The 20,218-nt window shown below is 71.6% G+C and carries 20 protein-coding genes; 13 read left to right on the top strand and 7 right to left on the bottom strand.

The window, feature by feature from the left end; genetic code table 11:
• Positions 1 to 86 precede the first annotated feature (86 nt).
• A complete protein-coding gene (gene pyk, locus R3F55_12285) occupies positions 87 to 1,514 on the top strand; it encodes a pyruvate kinase (GenBank protein MEZ5668191.1) in 1,428 nt (475 codons plus the stop codon).
• 18 nt (positions 1,515 to 1,532) lie between these two features.
• Here pyk and R3F55_12280 read toward each other — a convergent pair whose 3' ends face one another.
• Complete coding sequence (locus tag R3F55_12280; protein ID MEZ5668190.1) at positions 1,533 to 3,806, bottom strand: transglutaminase domain-containing protein; 2,274 nt, start codon at positions 3,804 to 3,806, stop codon at positions 1,533 to 1,535.
• A 549-nt stretch (positions 3,807 to 4,355) separates the two neighbouring features.
• Here R3F55_12280 and R3F55_12275 point away from each other — a divergent pair.
• The 4 genes from R3F55_12275 (at position 4,356) to R3F55_12260 (ending at position 8,020) form a co-directional block, all read left to right on the top strand.
• Positions 4,356 to 5,009, top strand: coding sequence for a CDP-alcohol phosphatidyltransferase family protein (locus tag R3F55_12275; protein ID MEZ5668189.1), 654 nt, complete (start codon positions 4,356 to 4,358; stop codon positions 5,007 to 5,009).
• Positions 4,997 to 5,626 (top strand): lysophospholipid acyltransferase family protein, encoded by a 630-nt coding sequence (locus R3F55_12270; protein MEZ5668188.1) that lies wholly within the window; start codon positions 4,997 to 4,999, stop codon positions 5,624 to 5,626. Before R3F55_12275 ends, R3F55_12270 begins: the two co-directional genes overlap by 13 nt.
• Positions 5,623 to 6,564, top strand: coding sequence for a phosphatidate cytidylyltransferase (locus tag R3F55_12265; protein ID MEZ5668187.1), 942 nt, complete (start codon positions 5,623 to 5,625; stop codon positions 6,562 to 6,564). The genes R3F55_12270 and R3F55_12265 overlap by 4 nt, the downstream gene beginning before the upstream one ends.
• Positions 6,565 to 6,703: 139 nt before the next feature.
• Entirely contained in the window at positions 6,704 to 8,020 is a 1,317-nt protein-coding gene (locus R3F55_12260; GenBank protein ID MEZ5668186.1) for a calcium-binding protein, read from the top strand.
• Positions 8,021 to 8,070: 50 nt separating this feature from the next.
• On the opposite strand, the gene R3F55_12255 is transcribed toward R3F55_12260, so the two are convergent.
• The 4 genes from R3F55_12255 to R3F55_12240 form a co-directional block, all read right to left on the bottom strand.
• A complete protein-coding gene (locus R3F55_12255) occupies positions 8,071 to 8,373 on the bottom strand; it encodes a hypothetical protein (protein MEZ5668185.1) in 303 nt (100 codons plus the stop codon).
• A gap of 115 nt (positions 8,374 to 8,488) precedes the next feature.
• Positions 8,489 to 8,923 carry a hypothetical protein gene (locus R3F55_12250; protein ID MEZ5668184.1) on the bottom strand — a complete coding sequence of 145 codons (435 nt, stop codon included), beginning with the start codon at positions 8,921 to 8,923 and terminating at the stop codon, positions 8,489 to 8,491.
• Positions 8,920 to 9,444, bottom strand: a complete 525-nt coding sequence (locus R3F55_12245) for a hypothetical protein (protein ID MEZ5668183.1) — start codon at positions 9,442 to 9,444, stop codon at positions 8,920 to 8,922. Before R3F55_12245 ends, R3F55_12250 begins: the two co-directional genes overlap by 4 nt.
• A gap of 113 nt (positions 9,445 to 9,557) precedes the next feature.
• The gene (locus R3F55_12240; GenBank protein ID MEZ5668182.1) at positions 9,558 to 10,499 is read right to left on the bottom strand and encodes a sugar kinase; all 942 of its coding nucleotides are present in this window, start codon (positions 10,497 to 10,499) and stop codon (positions 9,558 to 9,560) included.
• A 127-nt stretch (positions 10,500 to 10,626) separates the two neighbouring features.
• On the opposite strand from R3F55_12240, the gene R3F55_12235 reads away from it, so the two are divergent.
• Positions 10,627 to 11,004, top strand: coding sequence for an acyl-CoA thioesterase (locus R3F55_12235; GenBank protein MEZ5668181.1), 378 nt, complete (start codon positions 10,627 to 10,629; stop codon positions 11,002 to 11,004).
• 139 nt (positions 11,005 to 11,143) lie between these two features.
• A complete protein-coding gene (locus R3F55_12230; protein ID MEZ5668180.1) occupies positions 11,144 to 12,094 on the top strand; it encodes a hypothetical protein in 951 nt (316 codons plus the stop codon).
• Here R3F55_12230 and R3F55_12225 read toward each other — a convergent pair.
• Both R3F55_12225 and R3F55_12220 read right to left on the bottom strand, forming a co-directional pair.
• Positions 12,091 to 12,570, bottom strand: a complete 480-nt coding sequence (locus tag R3F55_12225; protein MEZ5668179.1) for a TIGR02444 family protein — start codon at positions 12,568 to 12,570, stop codon at positions 12,091 to 12,093. The genes R3F55_12230 and R3F55_12225 overlap by 4 nt on opposite strands.
• Before the next feature lie 20 nt (positions 12,571 to 12,590).
• Positions 12,591 to 13,688, bottom strand: a complete 1,098-nt coding sequence (locus R3F55_12220; protein ID MEZ5668178.1) for an ATP-dependent 6-phosphofructokinase — start codon at positions 13,686 to 13,688, stop codon at positions 12,591 to 12,593.
• A gap of 229 nt (positions 13,689 to 13,917) precedes the next feature.
• Between R3F55_12220 and R3F55_12215 the strand changes: the two genes are divergently transcribed.
• The 6 genes from R3F55_12215 to R3F55_12190 all read left to right on the top strand — a co-directional run bounded on the left by R3F55_12215 (position 13,918) and on the right by R3F55_12190 (position 20,149).
• Positions 13,918 to 14,142 (top strand): DUF465 domain-containing protein, encoded by a 225-nt coding sequence (locus R3F55_12215; protein MEZ5668177.1) that lies wholly within the window; start codon positions 13,918 to 13,920, stop codon positions 14,140 to 14,142.
• Between the two features lie 907 nt (positions 14,143 to 15,049).
• Complete coding sequence (locus R3F55_12210) at positions 15,050 to 16,066, top strand: ABC transporter permease (GenBank protein ID MEZ5668176.1); 1,017 nt, start codon at positions 15,050 to 15,052, stop codon at positions 16,064 to 16,066.
• Positions 16,059 to 16,943, top strand: coding sequence for an ABC transporter permease (locus R3F55_12205; GenBank protein MEZ5668175.1), 885 nt, complete (start codon positions 16,059 to 16,061; stop codon positions 16,941 to 16,943). Before R3F55_12210 ends, R3F55_12205 begins: the two co-directional genes overlap by 8 nt.
• Positions 16,944 to 17,043: 100 nt before the next feature.
• Positions 17,044 to 17,667: a TetR/AcrR family transcriptional regulator gene (locus tag R3F55_12200; protein MEZ5668174.1), complete on the top strand. Its 624-nt coding sequence runs from the start codon at positions 17,044 to 17,046 to the stop codon at positions 17,665 to 17,667.
• Between the two features lie 3 nt (positions 17,668 to 17,670).
• Positions 17,671 to 19,152, top strand: a complete 1,482-nt coding sequence (locus R3F55_12195) for an MFS transporter (protein MEZ5668173.1) — start codon at positions 17,671 to 17,673, stop codon at positions 19,150 to 19,152.
• A gap of 118 nt (positions 19,153 to 19,270) precedes the next feature.
• Entirely contained in the window at positions 19,271 to 20,149 is an 879-nt protein-coding gene (locus R3F55_12190) for an ABC transporter ATP-binding protein (GenBank protein ID MEZ5668172.1), read from the top strand.
• The last annotated feature ends 69 nt before the right edge of the window (positions 20,150 to 20,218 follow it).

Here is a 20,218-nt window from a genome sequence, read left to right as displayed (position 1 = left end):
GCCGCACTGCCGCCAGCCGCCGGAGAGCGGCAAGAAACGCGAATGCCGGCAAAGGGCCGGCCCGGGAAACGTCTGGGGTATTCGACATGCGACGCAGACGCTGCGCCAAGATCATCGCGACCATCGGACCGTCGAGCAGCGATGCGGCCACCATCGCCGAGCTGTTCGCGGCCGGCGTCGACGTGTTCCGGCTGAACTTCAGCCACGGCGCGCACGAGGACCACAAGGCGCGCTACGACATGATCCGCAAGGTCGAGGCCGACACCGGGCGGCCGATCGCGATCATGGCGGATATGCAGGGCCCCAAGCTGCGGATCGGCACCTTCAAGGACGGCCCGATCGTGCTGGAGCCGGGGCAGGCATTCCGCCTCGACCTCGACAAGACGCCCGGCGACAGCGGCCGCGCGCCGCTGCCCCATCCCGAAATCCTGCAGGCGCTGGAGGTCGGCACCGACCTGCTGCTCGACGACGGCAAGCTGCGGCTGCGCGTCACCAGGGCCGATCCCGGCTTTGCCGAGACCGAGGTGGTGACAGGCGGGCCGCTGTCGGAGCGCAAGGGCGTCAACGTGCCCAACGTGGTGCTGCCGCTGTCGTCGCTGACGCCGAAGGACCGTCGCGACCTGGACTATGCGCTGTCGCTTGGCTGCGACTGGATCGCGCTCAGCTTCGTGCAGACGCCGGACGACGTCGCCGACGCCCGCAAGCTGATCGGCGGCCGCGCCGGCGTGCTGGTGAAGCTGGAGAAGCCGGCGGCGATCGACCGCCTCGACGAGATCATCGAGCTGGCCGACGCGGTCATGGTCGCCCGCGGCGACCTGGGCGTCGAGCTGCCGCCCGAGGACGTGCCCGGCATCCAGAAACGGATCGTGCGCCGCTGCCGCGCCGCCGGCAAGCCGGTGGTGGTGGCGACCCAGATGCTGGATTCGATGGTCAGTTCCCCGTCGCCGACCCGCGCCGAGGCCTCGGACGTCGCGACGGCGGTGTTCGACGGCGCCGACGCTGTGATGCTTTCGGCCGAGACCGCGGCGGGCAAGTACCCGCACGAGGCCGTCACGATGATGAACCGCATCATCCGCCGAACCGAGGCCGACGAGCAGTACCGCATGCTGATGCAGGCGTCGCACCCGACGCCGGACCGGACCTCGGCCGACGCGATCACCGCGGCCGCGGCCCAGGTGGCGGAGACGATCAACGCCCGCTGCATCGTCACCTACACCACCACCGGGTCGACCACGCTGAGGGCCGCGCGCGAACGCCCGGCGGCGCCGATCGTGTGCCTGACCTCGAAGCTGGAGACGGCGCGGCGGCTGGCCATCGCCTGGGGCGTGCACTGCGACTACACCGCCGACGTCGAGAATTTCACCGACATGGTCGACAAGGCCTGCCGGATGGCGGCGCAGGACGAGTTCGCAACGATCGGCGACCGGCTGGTGGTGACGGCCGGGGTGCCGTTCGGCACGCCCGGCGCCACCAACGTGCTGCGGATCGCCTGGGTCGACGCCGGCCACCTGTAGCGTCCGACCCTCGACGCGTCAGAGCTGGAGGATCGTCAGCGCGGCGAAGAGTACGATCTCGGACACAATGAGCGCGTAGGCAGTGCCGACTGCCATACTGGCCGGGATCGACACGCAACCCAGGATGATCTGGTACTCGGGGCCGCCGCGGCAGGTGTCGGCTGGCGGCCGATTGCGGAACATGTAGTCGCGACCGCCGCGCGAGATTCCGATGTTCCGGCCGGTGCGCGGGTCGACGATGATCCGGTCGCCGCCCGGCGAGGCGTTGACATAGGGCCCGCCCGGCCGCCAGCCGCCGCCGGTCGCACCGCCGAGGCCAGGATCGAGCACCGCGCGGATGTCGCCGCTGGCCGGGTCGAGCGTCCACCAGGTCTGGGTCGACGCCGTCGTACCGCCATCGGCGACCACCACGACGTCGCCGTCGGCGAGGGCGTCGCGCAGGGCGGCTGGCGCATCGGCGGCGACGGCCGCGGCGTCGGCCGGCGCGATCGCCGCCAGGTCGGGCGACATGGCATTGCTGGTGCTGGCGACAGTCGTCGCATCCGGAGCCGATCCGCCGGAGCGCAGTTCGGCGAGCGTGGTCTCCAGCGCGGATTGCACCACGCCGTACCACAACCGCCGCTGGGCCACGTCGATCGGCGCGACCCCCTCGGCCGCCACCGCCGCGACCGAATCGTGCAGCAGGTCTATGGCAAGCCCGGCCCCGACGCCGTCGCCGACCGGCACCGGCGCGAACGAGAACAGGAACACGCGCGGCGCACCGACGAACAGCCGCAGGTCGGCACGGTCGTTGGCCGCCGCGACCGACAGCCGTTCGCTGGCCAGCACCGTCGCCTGGTTCAGCGCGCCGACCGGCCACAGCATCGCGGGCAGCGACAGCTCGCCCATCGCCTGTTCGCTGGCCATGCCGTCGCCAAGCGCCGCCACCGCCAGGCCCATGCCGACGGCGGTCCGATAGGGATCGGCACCGCCGACCGACACCGCGATCTGGTGGATGGTCTCGAAGATGCGGGGGCCGTCCAGGCCCATGTGCGTTTCCGCCAGCCACGCGGCATCGACGGAACCGCCCTGGCGGACATCGGGCGCGACCCGGTCCAGCAGGACGCGCCGCCGCGTTTCCGCAGGCAGGCCCGGCACCGCCACCGTCACGTCGACATAGAGCGCGGTCAGTTCCGGTCCGGTCTCGGCCTCGTCGCCGAAGAAGAAGGCCTGGGCGTCGTCCTGTGCGGCCGGCAGCGCCGGCACCGGCTCGCCGCTCTCGACCAGCTCGCCGCGCACCAGCGTCGGCACGTAGCTCGGCGCCTCGCCCATTGCGCCCATCAGCCCGCCGGCCAGCCCCGACACGCCGCCGCCGACCGCCGGCGAGAACACCAGGAACACCTGTCCGGCGGCGGCATCGGCCGCGGCCAGCGGCACCGCCAGCAAGGTCTGCTCGACAAGCGCGCCGTCGGCCAGCGACTCGGCGACCACGGCGACGGTGACCCGGTGCCACATGTCGTCGGGCAGCGCGTCGTAGGTCGCTTCCGGCGCGGCCAGAGCGGTCCCGGGGGCGGCGTCCGGCAGGGTGGGATCGAGATCGGTCCACGCGCCGTCGATCATCGCCTGCACCCAGACATGGCGGGCGGGCAGCGCGGCGAGCGCCGCGGACGGATCGCCGAGGTGCGCGCCGACCGCCGGCCACAGCCAGCCGAGGTCGCGCCGGGCGCGCGCGTCGAGCCGGTCCAGCGCCGCCGGCGACAGCCCGGCCAGGGAGACGACGGCCGCCTGCGCTTCCGCATCCAGCCGGCCGGCAATGCCACCGTTCAGCGCAGCCGCGTGCACGCGCTCGGTCCCGGCGGGGTCGAGCGTGCCGACGGCAAAACGGACCGCGACGCCCTGCGCCTGCAGCAGCGACGCCAGCAGCAGCGCCCGGTCGGCACTGCCGCCGGCGCCCGCCGCCAGCGTGCCTTCGGCACCGCGCAGCGCACCGTCATAGGGGTCAAGTCCGATTCGGTCGCGGACAAAGGCGAAGGCGGCGGCCGGGTCGCCGCCCAGGCTCTCCGCCAGCAGGTCGAGATCGTGCTCCGCGGCCGGGAACAGGTCGGCCACCGCGAAGGCGCGGTCGCGGACCCGGGCGAGATCGATCTCGCCGGTCGGCGGCGCCGGCAGTGCCGGCAGATCGACGACGACGTCGCCAGCCATGCCGGGAAAGGTCAGTTCGGCCGCCGGCGCCGCCAGCGGCCACAGGGCCAGGGCGAGCGCCGCGCCGCCGGCACGGCGGCAAAGATGCAACGAGCTTCGGCTGGGGTGCATAGGGCGGTCTCCACTCCCGCGCGCCCGCACGACGGCGGGCACCAAGACAATGCCATGGCATGGGTCGCGCGGCGGGCCGGTTCGGTTCATCGCGTTGCCTGCCGCCGGCCGATGACAGCCCGCCGCTGGCGCGCTGACAAATGAATTCACATCGCCGCCGATGCGACACGACCGACCGGCCGCGTGTCGTCCGTCAAACCGACGCGTCGCGACGGCGTCGGACCGGATGAACCGGCCGGTCGGTGCCGGCGACACATGCGCCACCGGAGCCGCTGGTTGCCTCGCCTCTCGCATGAACGTAAAATTGACAATGTCCCCGACATCGCACCGCGGTCCGGTCTCGTGCGCCAGCACCGGCAGCGAGAGCGATGATTCCTCGGCGTTCCTGCAACGCGCGGGCAATGCAACGATCAAACCGGCCGGGGTCTTCGTTCTCCGACCGCCCTGCGTGGCCTTGCGTGCTGCTTCCCCACCTCTACCGACTCGCGTTCGGGACAACCATATATGAACGATGTTCATTTAACGCCCAGTCAACCAGGGAGGTACCCGATGAAGGCGAGCACGGACGCGAGCGGCCGCGCCGGCACCGAAGCGGCTCGCAGGCCGCTTGCCAGCCGCTCGACCGGGTGGGCGCGCCTCCTGGCAGCCCGGCTGGCCGCCAGCAGCGTCACGCCGAACCAGATCTCGCTCGCGTCGGTCGTCTTCGCCGGCGGCGGCGCAGCCCTGACGCTGTGGGGCGGATGGGTCGGACTGACGCTGGCCGCCGCCATGGTGCAGCTGCGGTTGCTGTGCAACCTGCTCGACGGCATGGTCGCCATCGAGGGCGGCAAGGCAAGCGCCCTCGGCACACTCTATAACGAGATCCCCGACCGGATCGCCGACAGCCTGCTGATCGTGGCGGCCGGCTACGCGGCAGGGGTGCCGTGGCTGGGCTGGGCCGGCGCCCTGGCGGCCGCACTGACCGCCTATCTGCGGATGCTCGGCGGCTCGCTCGGCTTTGCCCAGGATTTCGGTGGCATCATGTCCAAGCCGCGGCGCATGGCCGCGCTCACCGCCGGGCTGCTCGCCGCGGCGGCCGAGACCGCGCTGACCGGCACGCAGCACGGCCTGGCGGTGGCGGTCGGCGTTATTGGCCTGGGCAGCCTGGTCACCTGCGCCACCCGGACGCGGACTCTGGCCGCGGCACTGTCATGCCGCGGCTGATCCGCGCGCTGCTGCTGGGCCTGGTGCGCCTGCTGGTCGGCGCCCACGCGCGCTGGCAGGGTTGCGGGCCGTCCGATGCCGCCCGCATCTACTTCGCCAACCACAGCAGCCACCTCGACACGCTGGTCATCCTGGCGGCGCTGCCGCGCGGCGATCGCGACCGGACCCATCCGGTCGCGGCCCGCGACTACTGGTCCCGCAGCCCCGCCCGGCGTTTCCTTGCCGAGCGCTGCCTCGGCGCGGTGCTCGTCGAGCGCAAACCGCACGGCGCCGCCGATCCGCTGGACCTGCCCGCCCGCGCGCTTGCCGCCGGCGAGTCGCTGATCCTGTTTCCCGAGGGCACCCGCGGCGAGGGCGCCATCGCCCCGTTCCGCGGCGGGCTGTTCCACCTGGCCCGCCGGTTCCCGCATGTGGAGCTGGTGCCGGTGCATGTGGAGAACCTGCATCGCGTGCTGCCGAAAGGCAGCCTGCTGCTGGTGCCGCTGCTGTGCACGCTGACGGTGGGCGCGCCTTTGGCACTGATGCCGGGGGAGACCAAGCCGGCCTTCCTGGAACGCGCCCGCGCGGCACTGGCCGGGCTCGCCGAACCGCACGAAGCGACGGAGCATGGCCGATGACACTGGACGGGTCGTTCGTCTGGCTGGCCGGCGGCATCGTCGCGCTGCTGGCGCTGGCATCCGCCGTCGGCGCGACGCTGAGGCGCGCCGTCGTCACCCCACAGGCACGGGCCACGGTGCAGAACCTGAACGACCGGATCCGCTCGTGGTGGATCATGGCGGCGATCTTCGCGGCGGTGCTGGCCGCCGGCACGACCGCGACCATGGTCCTGTTCGCGCTGATCTCGTTCCTGGCGCTGCGCGAGTTCCTGACCCTGATCCGCACCCGGCCGGGCGACCGCGTCACGCTGTTCCTGTCGTTCTTCGTCGTGATCCCGGCGCAGTATGTCCTGATCGCCGCCGGCTGGTACGGGCTGTTCGCGATCTTCATCCCGGTCTACGTGTTCCTGGCGCTGCCGGTCGCGTCCGCGGTCGGCGGCGACACCCGGCAGTTCCTGGCCCGCAGCGCCGTCATGCAATGGGGGCTGATGCTGGCCGTCTATGCCATCAGCCATGCCGCCGCGCTGCTGATCCTGGTCGTCCCCGGCCACAACGCACCGCCGGCCATGCTGCTGCTGTATCTGGTCGTCGTCGTGCAACTCAGCGACGTGTTCCAGTATGTGGTCGGCAAGCTGTTCGGCCGCAGGCCGGTGGCGCCGCGGCTCAGCCCGTCGAAGACCGTCGAGGGCCTGATCGGCGGCGGCGCGCTCGCCATCGCCTGCGGCACCGGTCTGTGGTTCGTCACGCCGTTTTCGCCGCTGCAGTCGGCCGCGATGAGCACGGTGATCGTGGTCGCCGGTTTCTTCGGCAGCCTGGTGCTGTCGGCGATCAAGCGCGACCTCGGGGTCAAGGACTGGGGCCAGATGATCGGCGGTCACGGCGGCATGCTCGACCGGGTCGATTCGATCGCCTTCGCCGCGCCGCTGTTTTTTCACGTCACCCGCTATTTCTTCACCTGACCGCCGCAAAGCCGGGGGCGGCGCCACGCCTGCCGCGGCCGCCCGGACATTTTTCTCCGGAACATGAACCGCCGTTCATGCGCCAGCGACTTCTGCGCAATCGGAGCCGCTCATGGCGCCCGAACGGAGCAAACGGAAAATGCCCATCATCCGACTGAAGATCCTCAACCCGATCACCGGCACGGAGGCCGCCGAGCACCTGCCAGGTACATCGAAGGGGGACTACATCCGCGGCCTCGGCGGCAACGACAACATCTACGGCTGGGACGGCGACGACCTGCTCGAGGGCGGCGAAGGCGACGACCATGTCAGCGGCGGCAACGGCGACGACCGCGCCTATGGCGGCAACGGCAAGGACCTGATCAGCGGCGACGCCGGCTACGACACCCTGTATGGCGAGGCGGGCGACGACCTGCTCTATGGCGGCGACGGCGACGACCTGCTCTACGGCGGCGAGGGCAACGACCATCTCTATGGCGACGCCGGCAACGACACCGCCTATGGCGGTGCCGGCGACGACCGGTTTTGGACGCTGGAGGAGGTCGGCGCCGGCAACGACTTCATCGACATGGGCGAGGGTAACGACTGGGTCTTTGCCGGCGACGGCGACGACACCATCAACGGCCAGGCCGGCGACGACAAGCTGGAGGGCCGAGACGGCGACGACTTCCTGTTCGGCGGCAGCGGCATCGACTGGCTGTACGGCGGCTTCGGCAACGACTTCATCGACGGCGGCAGCGAGGGCGACCAGATCTGGGGCGGCGGCGAGGACGACTGGATCTGGGGCGGCGACGGCAACGACTACATCGTCGGTGACGGCTGGTACAGCTACGAGACCGCCAACGGGCTGGTGGTCACCGTGCCGCTCTACGGCGACGACACCATCTATGCCGGCGACGGCGACGACTATGCCTGGGGCGGCGATGGCAACGACTGGATCAACGGCGGCGCCGGCGCCGACCTGCTGCTCGGCGGCGATGGCATCGATACCGTGTCCTATGCGGGCTCGTCCGGCGGCGTCTTCGTCTGCCTGGCGCCGGCCGACGCCTGCTACAACGCCGCCGCCGGCGGCGACGCCCAGGGCGACCTGATCGGCGAGTTCGAGAATGTCGAGGGTTCCGGCTACGCCGATTTCCTGACCGGCAACGAGCTGGACAACACGCTGGACGGCGCCGCCGGCGACGACGAGCTGAACGGCGCGCTGGGCGACGACATGCTGATCGGCGGCTTCGGCAACGACACCTTCCTGTTCGAGGGCGCGTTCGGCCACGACATCGTCAAGGATTTCAAGCCGGGCGCGGACCAGCTCGACTTCTCGGCCCTGGGCATCGGCTATGCCGACCTGGTCATCACCAACAACATGGCCGGCACGCTGATCACCATCGGCGACAACAGCGTCTTCCTGCAGGGCGTCAGCGGCGGCCAGCTCGACCCGCTGAACGACTTCGTGCTCTGACCTTCAGGATCGCTGCGGCCGGCCCTGCCGCCCGGCGGGGCCGGCCGCGTCTATTCGTGCCGCAGCGCGACGATGAAGGCGACGAGGTTGTCGATGTCCTCGTCGGACAGGCTGAAGCCCGGGATGATGAAGTGCGGCTGGTGCAGGAAGGCGGTCAGCTTCTCCGGCGTGTCGTACTGGCTGCCGTCGGCGATGTCCTGGAAGCTGGCGGCGGCACCGCCGGCGGTGTATTGCGGCGCCGGATAGCCGGGCACGTGATGGCACACCGTGCAGCGATCGGCGATGATCGGGCGTGCCGCCTCGACATCGCCCTCCGCCCGGGCCGGGCCGGCCAGCAAGGCGATGGCGGCCAACGCCAGGCCCGCCCGAGCCGCGCGGCGAGCGGTCGCCGCCGCTCGCACCGTGTCACGCGCTGCAATCGCTCCGACCGCATTCATCGTCGCCTCCTCCGCCGTGACACCGGTTCCGTCAGTCCCGCAGTTGCAGGATGAACGAGACGATATTGTCCACCTCGACCGGTGTCAGGATGAAAGTCGTCATCGGGTAGTGCGGCCGCCGCAGAAAGCTGGTCAGCCACGCCCGCGAGTAGGTCTGCGTGTCGGCCGCGATCTCCAGGAAAGACGGCCCGTGGTCCGGTGCGGCCACGGCCGGCGGCGCCATTCCAGGCACCTCATGGCAGGCGGCGCAGCGCGTCTCCACCAGCGGCTGCGCCAACTCCGGATTGCCCTGGGCCAGCGCCGTCGCGCCGCCCGCGCCGACCAGCGCGGCGACCAGCATCGCCCGGATCGCGTTCGAACTCAGTCCATCGGCCCGCATCGCCGCCCCCCATTGCCGCGCCGCCAAGCGTAGATCGATCGGCACAAGATGGACGCGATGGCGCGGCGTCGCGTTGACCCGGATCAACTGGCCGGCGGCTCCTCCGCCGCCGCAGGGGTGGCAAGACCGAGGCCGATGCGGCCCTGCTCGGCCGCCCACTGGCCGGCCAGCGCCAGCGCGCACGGAAGATGGGCGTCGTCCAGCGCGAGCGCCGCACGCGCGCGGCACAGTCCGGCCTCCTTGGTCTGGTCGTAGGCCGCGCTGTCCGGCACCAGGGCGCAGAAGGCATAGGCGCGCTCCCACGTGCCCGCGGCGGCGGCACGCGCGCCGGCCAGCAGGGCGGCGGTCACGAAGGGCTCGGAGCCCGGCGTCTCGCCGCGCAGGCGCTCGACGAGCTGCAGGCCGCCGTCGCCGATCTCGGCCGGCGCGCCGAGGTCGGCGGTGCAGGACGCCGGGGTGGCCGGCGGCACGCCGGTCGCGACGGCGGCGGTCGCGCCGGCCTGCCGGCCGGTGCCGTCCGAGGGGCCGCGCGCGGCCTGGCACCCGGCCATCGTCAGCGCGAAGCCGAGGCCGGCGATGCCGAGGGCCGTCGATCCGATGGAGGCCATCCGTCAAAGCTCCCGCCTGTGCGGCCGCGGCTCGGGCCGAGTCCGACGTTAGTAAACGGATGGTGCGGCGGACGGTTCCCGTACGCAAGCCCTTGCGTCGGCGGGGCGGCGGTTCAGGTGGCCGGCATCGCCGCCAGCGGGATGATCGCGCCCGGATGCTGGATCACCGCCGCCGCCACGCGATGGCCGGCATGGGCGGCATCGGCCGGCAGCGCATCGCACAGCCGGGCAGACAGATAGGCGCCGTTGAAGCTGTCGCCGGCCGCGGTGGTGTCCACAGGTTTGGCCACCGATTCCGCAGGAATCTCCCAGCGCATGCCGGCGCGGTCGATCACGCACGGAGCGCGGTCGCGCTTGACCACCACCTCGCGGACGCCAAGCATCTGCAGCCGCGCGATGGTGGCGTCGGGGTCCGCATCGCCGAACAGCATCTGCTCGTCGCCGAACGTCGGCAGCCCGATGTCGGTCCGCCGCCAGGCCGCCGCCATGGTCTTGCGCGCCTCCTCCACGTCGGGCCAGCCGCGCGGGCGGAAGTTGGCGTCGAAGGCGACCAGCGCCCCGACGCGCCTGACGTCGTCCAGCAGGTCGAACAGCATGGCGCGCGACTCGGCGTCGAAGATCGACAGCGTGATGCCGGACAGATAGATCATGTCGTAGGCGCGGAGGTCGCGGGCGATATCCGCCATCCGCGGCGCCCGCAACAGGTCGCGCGCCGCCGCAGCCGAGCGCCAGTAGTGGAAGGTCCGCTCGCCCCTGTCGTCGGTGCGGATCATGTACAGCCCCGGCAGCCGGCCGGGCAGGCGCAGCACCGTGCCGGTGCCTACCCCTTCGTCCGCCCAGCTCTGCACCATCCAGTCGGAATAGGGGTCGTCGCCCAGGGCGGTGACATAGTCGACCTGCGCGAAGCGGCCGGCCTGCCGCAGCCGGCGCGCGGCATAGACTGCGGTGTTGAGCGTGTCGCCGCCGAAGCGCAGGTCCAGCGTGCGGGCGTCGCGGGCGGTCAGTTCGATCATGCACTCGCCGATGCAGGCGAGGCGGAGCGGCGGTTCGGCCATGGTCGTTCCGGTGCGGATGCGGGGCCGCGCACACTGTCCGCAGCCCCTTGTTATGCGGCGCGACCTTAGGCAGTTTGGCGGCCGCTGTCAGCGCCCTACCCGCCACCGCGACCGCAGGACGTGCCGTATGAGCCAAGCCCTGACCGAAGTGCGCTCCGTCGACCTGGTGTTCCCGCGTACGACCAATCACTACGGCACGATGTTCGCCGGCGACGAGCTGGCGGCACTGGCGCGGATCGCCTTCGTCGCCGCCACCCGCCATACCCGCGCCCGCCTGGTGCTGCGGGCCAGCACCGACATCGCCTTCACCGCGCCGGCGCCGCAGGGCCGGCTGGTGGAGCTGATCGGTCGCGTGGTGGAGGCGTCCGGATCGACCGTCACCGTCGAGGCGGAGCTGGTTGCCGAGGACCTGCTGACCGGCGCGCGCACCTCCTGCGCCAGCGGCCGCTTTGCCCTGGTCGCCGTCGACGAGGCCGGCAAGGCCATCCGCCTGCCCGGACCGTAGCCGCCGGCGGTGCAGCCGGGCATCCGATCATGCCCACGCCATAATTCACTTGAAGTGTCGGTGCCCGGGCCGGTGTATTAGGATTTGTACATCACCCGCTGGTAGCGTGCACGGCAACGGTCTGATGCGTGGGGACACCATGACACAGCTTGCACCGGGGACGGCGGCCGTGGTCGCGGCGCTTGCGCTGGCCGCCTGCACCGACCCGACGAAATACGCCGAGCCATTGGCGACGCTGAACACGGCCACCGGCCAGACCGCCGCGGTGGTCGAGGACGTGATCAGCCCGTTCGAGGACACGCCGGATTCGCGGCGGCAGGCCTGCCTTGCTGCGGCGGTGATGTCCGGCGACGCCCTCGACCGGTCGCTGATCGATCCGTCGTCCGGCCGCTGTGCCGAGATCTGGGCCAAGGCCCAGGCCGGTTTCGCCGTCGATGCGGCGCAGGCGGCCCAGCGTCGTGCGGCGATGGACGCGCTGACGGCCTATGTCGGCGCACTGCAGGCCGTGCTCGAGGCCGAGGACGGCGATCCGCTGCGTGCCGCCGCTTTCGACGCCGAGTATCGGGGCCGCACGCTGGCGGCGGCGGCCGAGGCGCTGCCCGGTGCCGCCGCAATGCCACGCCCGGCCGAGGCGGTGACCATGGTCGGCGACCTGCTGGCCGGGGTCTATGGCGACCTCGCGCGCATCGAGGCGCTGCGCGCGGTCGTCGCCGGCACCGATCCCGCGGTCGCGCAGCTCGCCGCAGCGCTGGCGGCCGACGTCGCCGCCGCCCACGCCGCACGGCTGGCCCGCGGACCGCAGGAGATCGAGGCGACCATCGCCCTGTTCAACCGCACCGGGGCCGGCGACCGCTATGCCGCCGGCGAGCTGGCGGTGGCGCTGTCCAACAACCTCGACGCCCTGCGCGCCAGCGACCCGTCCGAGGCCCTGCGCCGGCTCGAGATCGCCCACGCTGCGTTGGCCCAGGCCCTCGACGACGACACCCCGAAGAGCTTCATCGAGCTGGTCGATCGCGTCGAACGCTTCGCCGAGGCCGCCGGCCAGGCGGAAGCCGTCTACGTCGCCTACAACGCCGCCCTGGAAGGCTAGCCGGCGGCCGCAGCGACCAGGGCGAGGTCGGCCGGGTCGGCCCGCGATCCGTCGCGGCCCAGCCAGCGGGCCAGGGCTTCGAGCGGTGCGTCCGCGCCGGCCGACGCATCGACGCCGGCGCCGCCCAGCCAGGCCGCGATCATCGCCAGCTGATGCCGCTCCGCCGCCAGTTCGTCGGCCTTGACGCGATCGCGCAGCCGATGGCCGGCATGGCCTGCGCCCTTCATCCAGCGCCGGGCCCGGCGCAGCGGCCGGACCACGTTGTCGCGCCACGGCGCGACATGGGCATCGTGCGCGGCCAGCGCCGCCGCGTCGAGCGCACCCGGCCCTTCCGTCGCCGACCACAATGCGGCGAGCAGCAGCGGGATGTCGGCGCCCGCCTCGTCCTGCAGCCGCAGGCAGGCGTCGGCGACGCCGGGCGCCGCGTAGACGCGCAGGCAGAACGCCCACAGGTCCGCCGCGCCGTCATCGGTCATCGCCGCCGTTGCCGCCCGGCTCAGGTCCCGGCCCGCGCCTCGTTGCCGACATAGATGCCCAGCCCGCGCGCGGTCTTGAGCATGTCGCCGGTCGGATCGACCGCCTGGTAGCTCTCGATCGCCTCGGTGATCGGCACGTCGACCACCCGCCGGTTCTGCCACGCCACCATGCGGTCGTACCTGCCCTCGGCGATCAGGTCGACCGCATGCACGCCGAATGCCGAGGCGATCAGGCGGTCGCTGGAGCTGGGCTGGCCGCCGCGCTGGACATGGCCGAGCACCGTCACCCGCGTCTCGGCGCCGGTCATCTCCGCGATCCTGGCGCCCAGATACTGGCCGACGCCGCCATAGCGCACCTCGCCCTGCGACTGGGTGATGGTCACCTTCTCGCCGGTCTCGGTGCGCGCGCTCTCGGCGCAGACCACCAGCGCGAAATTGCGGCCGCGGCGGCGGATCGCCTTGATGTGCTCCGCCACCTGCTCGACCCTGTACGGAATTTCGGGGATCAGGATCACGTCGGCGCCGCCGGAGATGCCGGCGCTGAGCGCGATATGGCCGGCGTCGCGGCCCATCACCTCCAGCACCATCACCCGGTCGTGGCTGGCCGCGGTGGGCTGCAGCCGGTCCAGCGCCTCGGTGGCGACGTCGACCGCGGTGGCATAGCCGATCGACACCTCGGTGAGGCCGACGTCGTTGTCGATGGTCTTCGGGATCGCGACCATGTTCCAGCCGCCGCGCTGGGCCAGCTTGCGCAGGATCGCCATCGAGCCGTCGCCGCCGATCACGATGATCGCATCGAGCCCGAGTTCGCGATAGCCGGCGCACACCTCGTCGGCGCGGTCCTTGCGGCTGCCGTCCGGCATCGGATAGGCGAAGGGGTCGCCCTTGTTGGTGGTGCCGAGGATGGTGCCGCCCATGCGCATGATGTGGCCGGAGAAATCCGCCAGTTCCAGCCGCTTGTAGGCCACCGGGCGTTCCATCATGCCGCGGGTGCCCTGGGTGATGCCGAGCACCTGCCAGCCATAGGTCCCGACGGCGCGCGAGACGACGGCGCGGATCACGGCATTCAGGCCGGCACAGTCGCCGCCGCTGGTGAGAATTCCGATCCGCTTGGTCATCGCCGCCCCATTTCCTGCCGTGCCGCACCGGCCCGTCACCGCCCGGCCGGGCCGCTGGCCGGCGTTGCGCGCCGGCCCGGCCCGCCATAAGCTGGCGGCCACGCGCCGGTGCCGGCCCGCCGCCGCCGACGTTCACGTGCCGCGTGTGCGGCCCGCCGTCAAGTGATCGCTGACACGGGCCCGGTCGGCGGGGACCGGGGACGGACGCGAACAGGGAGCATCGCGGCCGATGGCCGACTCGCCCGACGACCCGCAGGACCCGGCGCAGACGCCTGAGGAAAGGCTCGCCATCCTGCGGCGGGAGCATCGCGTGCTCGACGACGCCATTGCCCGCCTGGCCGAGGCCGGTGCGATCAACCAGCTCGAGGTGCAGCGGCTGAAACGGCGCAAGCTCAAGCTGCGAGACGAGATCTCGCGGCTGGAGAGCGGGCGCTATCCCGACATCATTGCCTGACCGGCGCTCAGCGGTCAGCGGGCCTTCGCGAAGTCGAATCGCGACCTGTGGCTTTCGCCACAGCGCAATCGCGCGGATCGCGCCAGACTAGCATTACTGATCCCATGTTCAGTGTGGAGCATCGTCATGCTCCTCCCTCCGAACACCTTTCGCCGCCCGCATTTTCGGGCGGCTTTTTTTGGCCGATCCGCGTTGCCCGCGCGAAATGCGCGTCCTGTGCCGGCCGTCACACCGGTCAGGCCCATGCGGTCCCATATGACTTCACGAGCATCGTCATGCTCCTCCCTCCGAACAGCCTTTTGGGCCGCCCCACCCGGGCGGCCCTTTTTTTCGCGCGCCGCCCGGTGTGTCCGCCGTCACCGGGCTGTGGCGCCGATCACGGCACAGCCGTCGCACGCACCCCAGATACCGCAGCGAGCATCGTCATGCTCCTCCCTCCGAACACCTCTTCGGCCGCCCCAACGGGCGGCGGTTTTTTTTGGCCGGCGCCGGCCCGCGTGCGGCCCGTCACAGCGCTGTGCCGACGGTCACAGCGAAACGGCGGGCCGCACCCCAGATACCGTGGTGAGCTTCCAATGCTCCTCCCTCCGAACGCCTCTCTGGCCGCCCCACCCGGGCGGCCTTTTTTTCGGGTGCGGGCGCCATCACCTTCGATTGATCTGTGCGACAGGCCACAGCGCGGCGCCGATGCCGGCGCCAGCCTCGGCGTTGCCCGGCCGGCTTCCGCCTGTGCGCGGGCGGACCTGCACCCGCCGTCCGCGCAATGCCGGCCACAACCGCCGGGCCGGTCCACGCCTCGACCGGCCCGCGATCGGCGTCACCTCGCCCGGACCGCCAGCGATGGCGCTCCGGGCGCCTTCTTTCCCCGCTTGCCAAGCGCGATGCACCGGCTAGGCTCGCCGGCGCGATGGCATCCCTGCACTTTCTGCTGAACCGCCTGCTGCTGGCAGTGCCGACCCTGCTCGGCGTCGCCGTGATCGCCTTCGTGGTGCTGCGGGTGGTGCCCGGCGACCCGATCGCGATGATGACGCCGCCGGGCGCCAGCGAGGCCGACGTCGCCCGCCTGAGGGCGCTGTACGGCCTGGACCGCGACATCGCCAGCCAGTTCTTCATCTGGGTCGGCGAGGTGGCGCGGGGCGACTTCGGCACCTCGATCAGCCTGCGCGGCGACGTGCTTGGGCTGGTGCTCGGCGCCCTGCCGGCCACGCTCGAGCTCTGCATCGTCGCGATCCTGCTCGCCATCCTCTCCGGCGGCGGGCTGGCCATCGCCGGCGCCTATTTCCGCGGGCCGGTCGAGGCGGCGATCGACGGCATCATCGCGGTCGTGCAGGCGATCCCGGATTTCCTGTGGGGCCTGCTGCTGATCCTGGTGGTCGGCGTGCTGATGGTCGACAATTTCAACCTGCCGATCTCCTTGCGGGTCGACCCGAAGCTGGAGCTGCAGCCCGCCACCGGCTTCCTGCTGTTCGAGTATCTGGTGCGCGGGCGCTTCGACGTGGTCGGCGACATCCTCTCCCACCTGGTGCTGCCGTCGATCGCGCTGGCGCTGCCGCTGGTCGCGGTGATCGCCCGCGTGCTCAAGGGCGCGGTCGTGGAGGCGCTGGCGCAGGACTATGTCGTGCTGGCGCGGGTCAAGGGCCACACGCGCTGGGGCATCGTCGTCGGCCAGGCGCTGCGCAATGCGCTGATCCCCACCGTGACCCTGACCGGGGTGCAGTTCACCTTCCTGGTCGGCGGCACGGTGCTGGTCGAGAAGATCTTCACCTATCCCGGCGTCGGCGGGCTGGCCATCGATGCCGTGATCAACCGCGACCTGCCGCTGATCCAGGGCGTCGTGCTGACCTTCGCGGTGCTGTTCATCCTGGTCAACCTGCTGGTCGACCTGAGCTATGCGCTGCTGAACCCGCGGCTGCGCCATGGCTGATACGGCGCTCGCGCCCGTGCGTGCCCCCCATGCGGCGACCTGGCGCGCGCTGGCGGCGAGCCCGCGGGTGCTGTTCGGCGCCGTCGTGCTGTGCGCGCTGGCGCTGTGCGCGCTGCTCGCGCCGTGGCTGGCGCCGCGCGATCCGGTCGAGCAGGACCTGCTGTATTTCTTCCTGCCGCCGTTCTGGGACGACCTGGCCGACCCCGGCTACCTGCTCGGCACCGACAGCCTGGGCCGCGACATCCTCTCCCGGCTGATCTATGGCGCGCGCATTGCGCTGGTGGTGGCGCTGCTGGCGGCCAGCCTGGCCTGCGTGCTCGGCACCCTGCTCGGCCTCGTCGCGGGCTTCTACGGCGGCAAGGCCGACATGGCCATCTCGCGCCTGGTCGACATCTGGATGGCGTTCCCGCCGGTACTGCTGTCGGTGGTGCTGGTCGCCGTGATCGGCGCCGGCCTGCAGGCGGTGATCATCGCGATCGTGATCGTCGACTGGACCCGCTTCTGCCGGGTGGTCCGCGCCGAGGTCATGGTTCAGCGCGCCCAGGACTATGTCACCGCCGCGCGGACCATGGGCCTGGCGCGCTGGCGCATCATGCTGGGCGAGGTGCTGCCCAACGTCCTGCCCCTGCTGATCGTGCTGCTGACCCTGGAGATGGGCATCGCCGTTGTGGTCGAGGCGATTCTCAGCTTCGTCGGCCTTTCCGTCTCCGGCGACGCGCCGACCTGGGGCGGCATGATCGCCGAGGGCCGCGCCAACGTGAACCAGGCCTGGTGGCTGATGGCGCTGCCGATGGCCTGCGTCGCGCTCACCGTCATCGCCCTCAACATGCTGGGCGACGGCCTGCGCAACGCATTGGACCCCGTGCTGCGGCGCTGAGGCGACGCGCCTCTCCTCCCACGACCCTGCATCCGAGATTCCGCTTGACGCACGCGGCAGCTTACCTCAATCAAATGATTGATTGAGGGGCAGTCGAACCATGACTCCGACCAGTGACGCCGCCGGCCGGCGGGAAAGCAGCGAGGACCGGCGGCGCGCGATCGCGGCAGCCGCGCGCGCACTGATCTTGGAAAAGGGCTTCGAGGGCCTGCGCACGCGCGACATCGCCGAGCGGGTCGGCATCAACGTGGCGACGCTGCACTATCACGTGCCGACCAAGCAGGCGCTGATCGAGCTGGTCGCCCATTCGCTGAAGGTGGACTTCCACCAGCAGCACCTGGCGCGGCCGCGCGACGGCCTCGACGCCGTCGGCCGCCTGCGAGCCGAATTCGCCGACTACGCCGAGCTGCTGTTCGACCGGCCGGAGGTGATGTTCGTGTTCGGCGAGCTCATCGCCCGCTCCAAGCGCGACCCGCAGGTGCGCGAGATCGTCTTGCGCATGCGGATGCGCTGGCAGCAGCAGTTCGCCGACATCCTGGCGGAGGGCCGCAACGGCGGCCTGTTCCGCGCCGACATGGACCCGGCGCTGATGGCGCAGATCATCACCGGCGCGCTCGCCAGCGCGCGGCACTTCGGCGGTCCTTCGCGCGACCAGTTCGCGGCGCTCGCCGACGAGCTGGTCCGCTCGGTATGCAACCCGACCCGGCCGGACAACGACAGGTAGACCATGACACAGCATGCGCACGCGGCGCCCAGCCTGCCGGAGCAGCCGCATCCCCGCCGCTGGGCGGCGATGTTCATCCTGCTGCTGGCCGCGTTCATGAACCTGGTCGACGTGACCATCGTCAACGTCGCCCTGCCCACGCTGCAGCGCAATCTCGGGGCGTCGCCGGCGGACCTCGAGTGGATCGTCGCGGCCTATGTGCTCGCCTTCGCGGTCGGACTGCTGCCGTTCGGCCGGCTCGGCGACATGCTGGGGCGCAAGACGGTGTTTCTCGCCGGCATCGCCGGCTTCACGGTCTGCTCCGGCCTCTGCGGCGCCGCCCCCTCCATCGGCTGGCTGATCGCCGCCCGCGTGCTGCAGGGCCTGTCGGCGGCGATGATGATGCCGCAGACGCTAGCGCTGGTGCAGGTGCTGTTCACCGCCAAGGAACGCGGCGCCGCCTTCTCGCTGTTCGGCCTCAACGCCGGTCTCGCCGCGGTCGCCGGGCCGCTGGTCGGCGGCCTGCTGATCAACGCCGACCTGTTCGGGCTCGACTGGCGGCCGATCTTCCTGGTCAACCTGCCGATCGGCGCGCTTGCGGTCGTCGCCGGCCTGCGGCTGATCCCGTCGCTCGCCGGCCACCGCGGCATCGGCATCGACTGGATCGGCATCCCGATGGCGATCGCGGTCGTCCTGTGCCTGTTGTTCCCGCTGATCGAGGGCCGCGAGCTGGGCTGGCCGGCCTGGGTGTTCGTCATGCTGGCGCTGGCGGCCCCGGCCGCCGGCCTGTTCCTGTTGTGGCAGCGCCGCCAGCTGCGCCGCGACCGGCCCCAGCTGCTGCCGTTCGGCCTGATCCGCAACCCGGCCTATCTGGTCGGCACCACGATGACGATGACGATGTTCGCCTCGATGCCGGGCTTCTTCCTGGTCTTCGCGATCTTCCTGCAGTCGGGCTTCGGCTTCTCGGCCTTCGAGTCCGGCTACACCACGACACCGATGCCGGTCGGCATTTTCCTCGCCTCGCTGGTCAACGGCCGGCTCGGATCCCGCGCGCTGCGGCCGCGCGTGGCAATCGGCGCCATGATCGCGCTCGCCGGCTTCGTCTGGCTGCGCACGCTGGTCGGCGGCGTCGTCGACACGGTCGACCACTGGCACCTGGCGCCGGCGCTGCTGGTGATCGGGCTCGGCATGGGCTCGACCATAGGGCCGATGTTCCAGACCGTGCTGATGACGATCCCGCCCCGCGACGCCGGCTCGGGCTCCGGCGCACTGCAGTCGTTCCAGCAGATCGGCATGGCACTGGGCGTGGCCATCGCGGGCGAGATCTTCTTCTCCAGCCTGGGCCAGGCGCCCGATCACGCCGCCTTCGTCGGCGCGCTGACCAATGCCTTCGCCATGCAGTTCGTCGCCTTTCCGACGGTGCTGGTCCTGCTCGCCATCCTGTCGCTGGCCCTGGCGCGCCACGCCCGCGCCGCGCCGCCGCAACCCGCGCCGCAGGAGGCCTGACACCGCGCCGCCGGGTACGGCAGCGTGCCCGGCGCGGCCCCGGATTGATGCCGCGGCCCGCACCTGGGATGATGGCCGCGGCGGCGCCGGTACCGGCCCGCGCGAACGGCGAACCGGCATGCTGCATATCGAGAAGCTGACATTCGACATCGGCCGCGGCGCGCACGCGACGCGCATCCTGCGCGGCGTGTCCCTGGCGGTCGCGCCCGGCGAGGTGGTCGGCCTGGTCGGCGAGTCCGGCGCCGGCAAGTCGATGATCGGGCGCATCGTGCGGGGGGAGGCGCCGCGACGGGCGCGCGTGGTCGCCGGCCGCGTGCGCTTCTTCGAAACCGATCTGCTCGCCATCGCCGACCGCCGCCGCCGGGCGCTGCTCGGCCGCGACATCGCCCTGATCCCGCAGGACCCGATGACCGCCCTGAACCCGGTGCTGCGGATCGAGGCGCAGATGACCGACGTCATGCGGCTGCACACCGCGCTCGGCCGCGCGGCGGCCCGCGCCCGCGCCCGCGCCCTGCTGGAGGCGGTCCATATCGCGGCGCCCGACCGGGTGCTGCGGCAGTATCCGCACGAGCTCAGCGGCGGCATGCGCCAACGCGTCCTCATCGCCATCGCCTTCGCCTGCACCCCCAAGCTGATCATCGCCGACGAACCGACCACCGCGCTCGACGTGACGGTGCAGCGCCAGGTGCTGCGGCTGGTGCGCGACATGCAGCGCGAGACCGGCGCCGGGGTGCTGTTCATCACCCACGACCTGGGCGTGGTCGCCAAGCTGTGCGACCGCGTGGTCGTGCTGCACGCCGGCCGGGTGGTGGAAACGGGCGGCATCCGCGACGTGATCGAACGGCCCGGCCACCCCTATACCCGCGCCCTGCTGGCCGCGACGCCGCGCTACGACCGCCCGGCCGAGGCGCTGGTACCGGTCCCGGCCGCCCTGAATGCACAATTGTGGGCCGAGGCGCGAGCCGGCGACCGCTCCGCGGCCGACCGGTCGGCATAGCGGCTTCGCCGGTCGCGAGGCCAGGCGCCCGACAGCTGAATCGTTGGTTTCGCAACGGTCGCGCGATGC

This window comes from Alphaproteobacteria bacterium (genome assembly GCA_041396705.1).
Classification (GTDB): domain Bacteria; phylum Pseudomonadota; class Alphaproteobacteria; order CALKHQ01; family CALKHQ01; genus CALKHQ01.
The sequence above is the reverse complement of the archived record's forward strand: the minus strand, read 5'-3'. Positions and strand labels throughout refer to the sequence as shown.

Coding starts and splice junctions, on each gene's coding strand:
- R3F55_12275 (MEZ5668189.1), top strand. CDS start 4,356: ATGAAGGCGAGCACGGACGCGAGCGGCCGCGCCGGCACCGAAGCGGCT.
- pyk (MEZ5668191.1), top strand. CDS start 87: ATGCGACGCAGACGCTGCGCCAAGATCATCGCGACCATCGGACCGTCG.
- R3F55_12190 (MEZ5668172.1), top strand. CDS start 19,271: ATGCTGCATATCGAGAAGCTGACATTCGACATCGGCCGCGGCGCGCAC.
- R3F55_12215 (MEZ5668177.1), top strand. CDS start 13,918: ATGGCCGACTCGCCCGACGACCCGCAGGACCCGGCGCAGACGCCTGAG.
- R3F55_12210 (MEZ5668176.1), top strand. CDS start 15,050: ATGGCATCCCTGCACTTTCTGCTGAACCGCCTGCTGCTGGCAGTGCCG.
- R3F55_12235 (MEZ5668181.1), top strand. CDS start 10,627: ATGAGCCAAGCCCTGACCGAAGTGCGCTCCGTCGACCTGGTGTTCCCG.
- R3F55_12200 (MEZ5668174.1), top strand. CDS start 17,044: ATGACTCCGACCAGTGACGCCGCCGGCCGGCGGGAAAGCAGCGAGGAC.
- R3F55_12280 (MEZ5668190.1), bottom strand. CDS start 3,806: ATGCACCCCAGCCGAAGCTCGTTGCATCTTTGCCGCCGTGCCGGCGGC.
- R3F55_12260 (MEZ5668186.1), top strand. CDS start 6,704: ATGCCCATCATCCGACTGAAGATCCTCAACCCGATCACCGGCACGGAG.
- R3F55_12265 (MEZ5668187.1), top strand. CDS start 5,623: ATGACACTGGACGGGTCGTTCGTCTGGCTGGCCGGCGGCATCGTCGCG.
- R3F55_12270 (MEZ5668188.1), top strand. CDS start 4,997: ATGCCGCGGCTGATCCGCGCGCTGCTGCTGGGCCTGGTGCGCCTGCTG.
- R3F55_12220 (MEZ5668178.1), bottom strand. CDS start 13,688: ATGACCAAGCGGATCGGAATTCTCACCAGCGGCGGCGACTGTGCCGGC.
- R3F55_12205 (MEZ5668175.1), top strand. CDS start 16,059: ATGGCTGATACGGCGCTCGCGCCCGTGCGTGCCCCCCATGCGGCGACC.
- R3F55_12245 (MEZ5668183.1), bottom strand. CDS start 9,444: ATGGCCTCCATCGGATCGACGGCCCTCGGCATCGCCGGCCTCGGCTTC.
- R3F55_12195 (MEZ5668173.1), top strand. CDS start 17,671: ATGACACAGCATGCGCACGCGGCGCCCAGCCTGCCGGAGCAGCCGCAT.
- R3F55_12230 (MEZ5668180.1), top strand. CDS start 11,144: ATGACACAGCTTGCACCGGGGACGGCGGCCGTGGTCGCGGCGCTTGCG.
- R3F55_12240 (MEZ5668182.1), bottom strand. CDS start 10,499: ATGGCCGAACCGCCGCTCCGCCTCGCCTGCATCGGCGAGTGCATGATC.
- R3F55_12225 (MEZ5668179.1), bottom strand. CDS start 12,570: ATGACCGATGACGGCGCGGCGGACCTGTGGGCGTTCTGCCTGCGCGTC.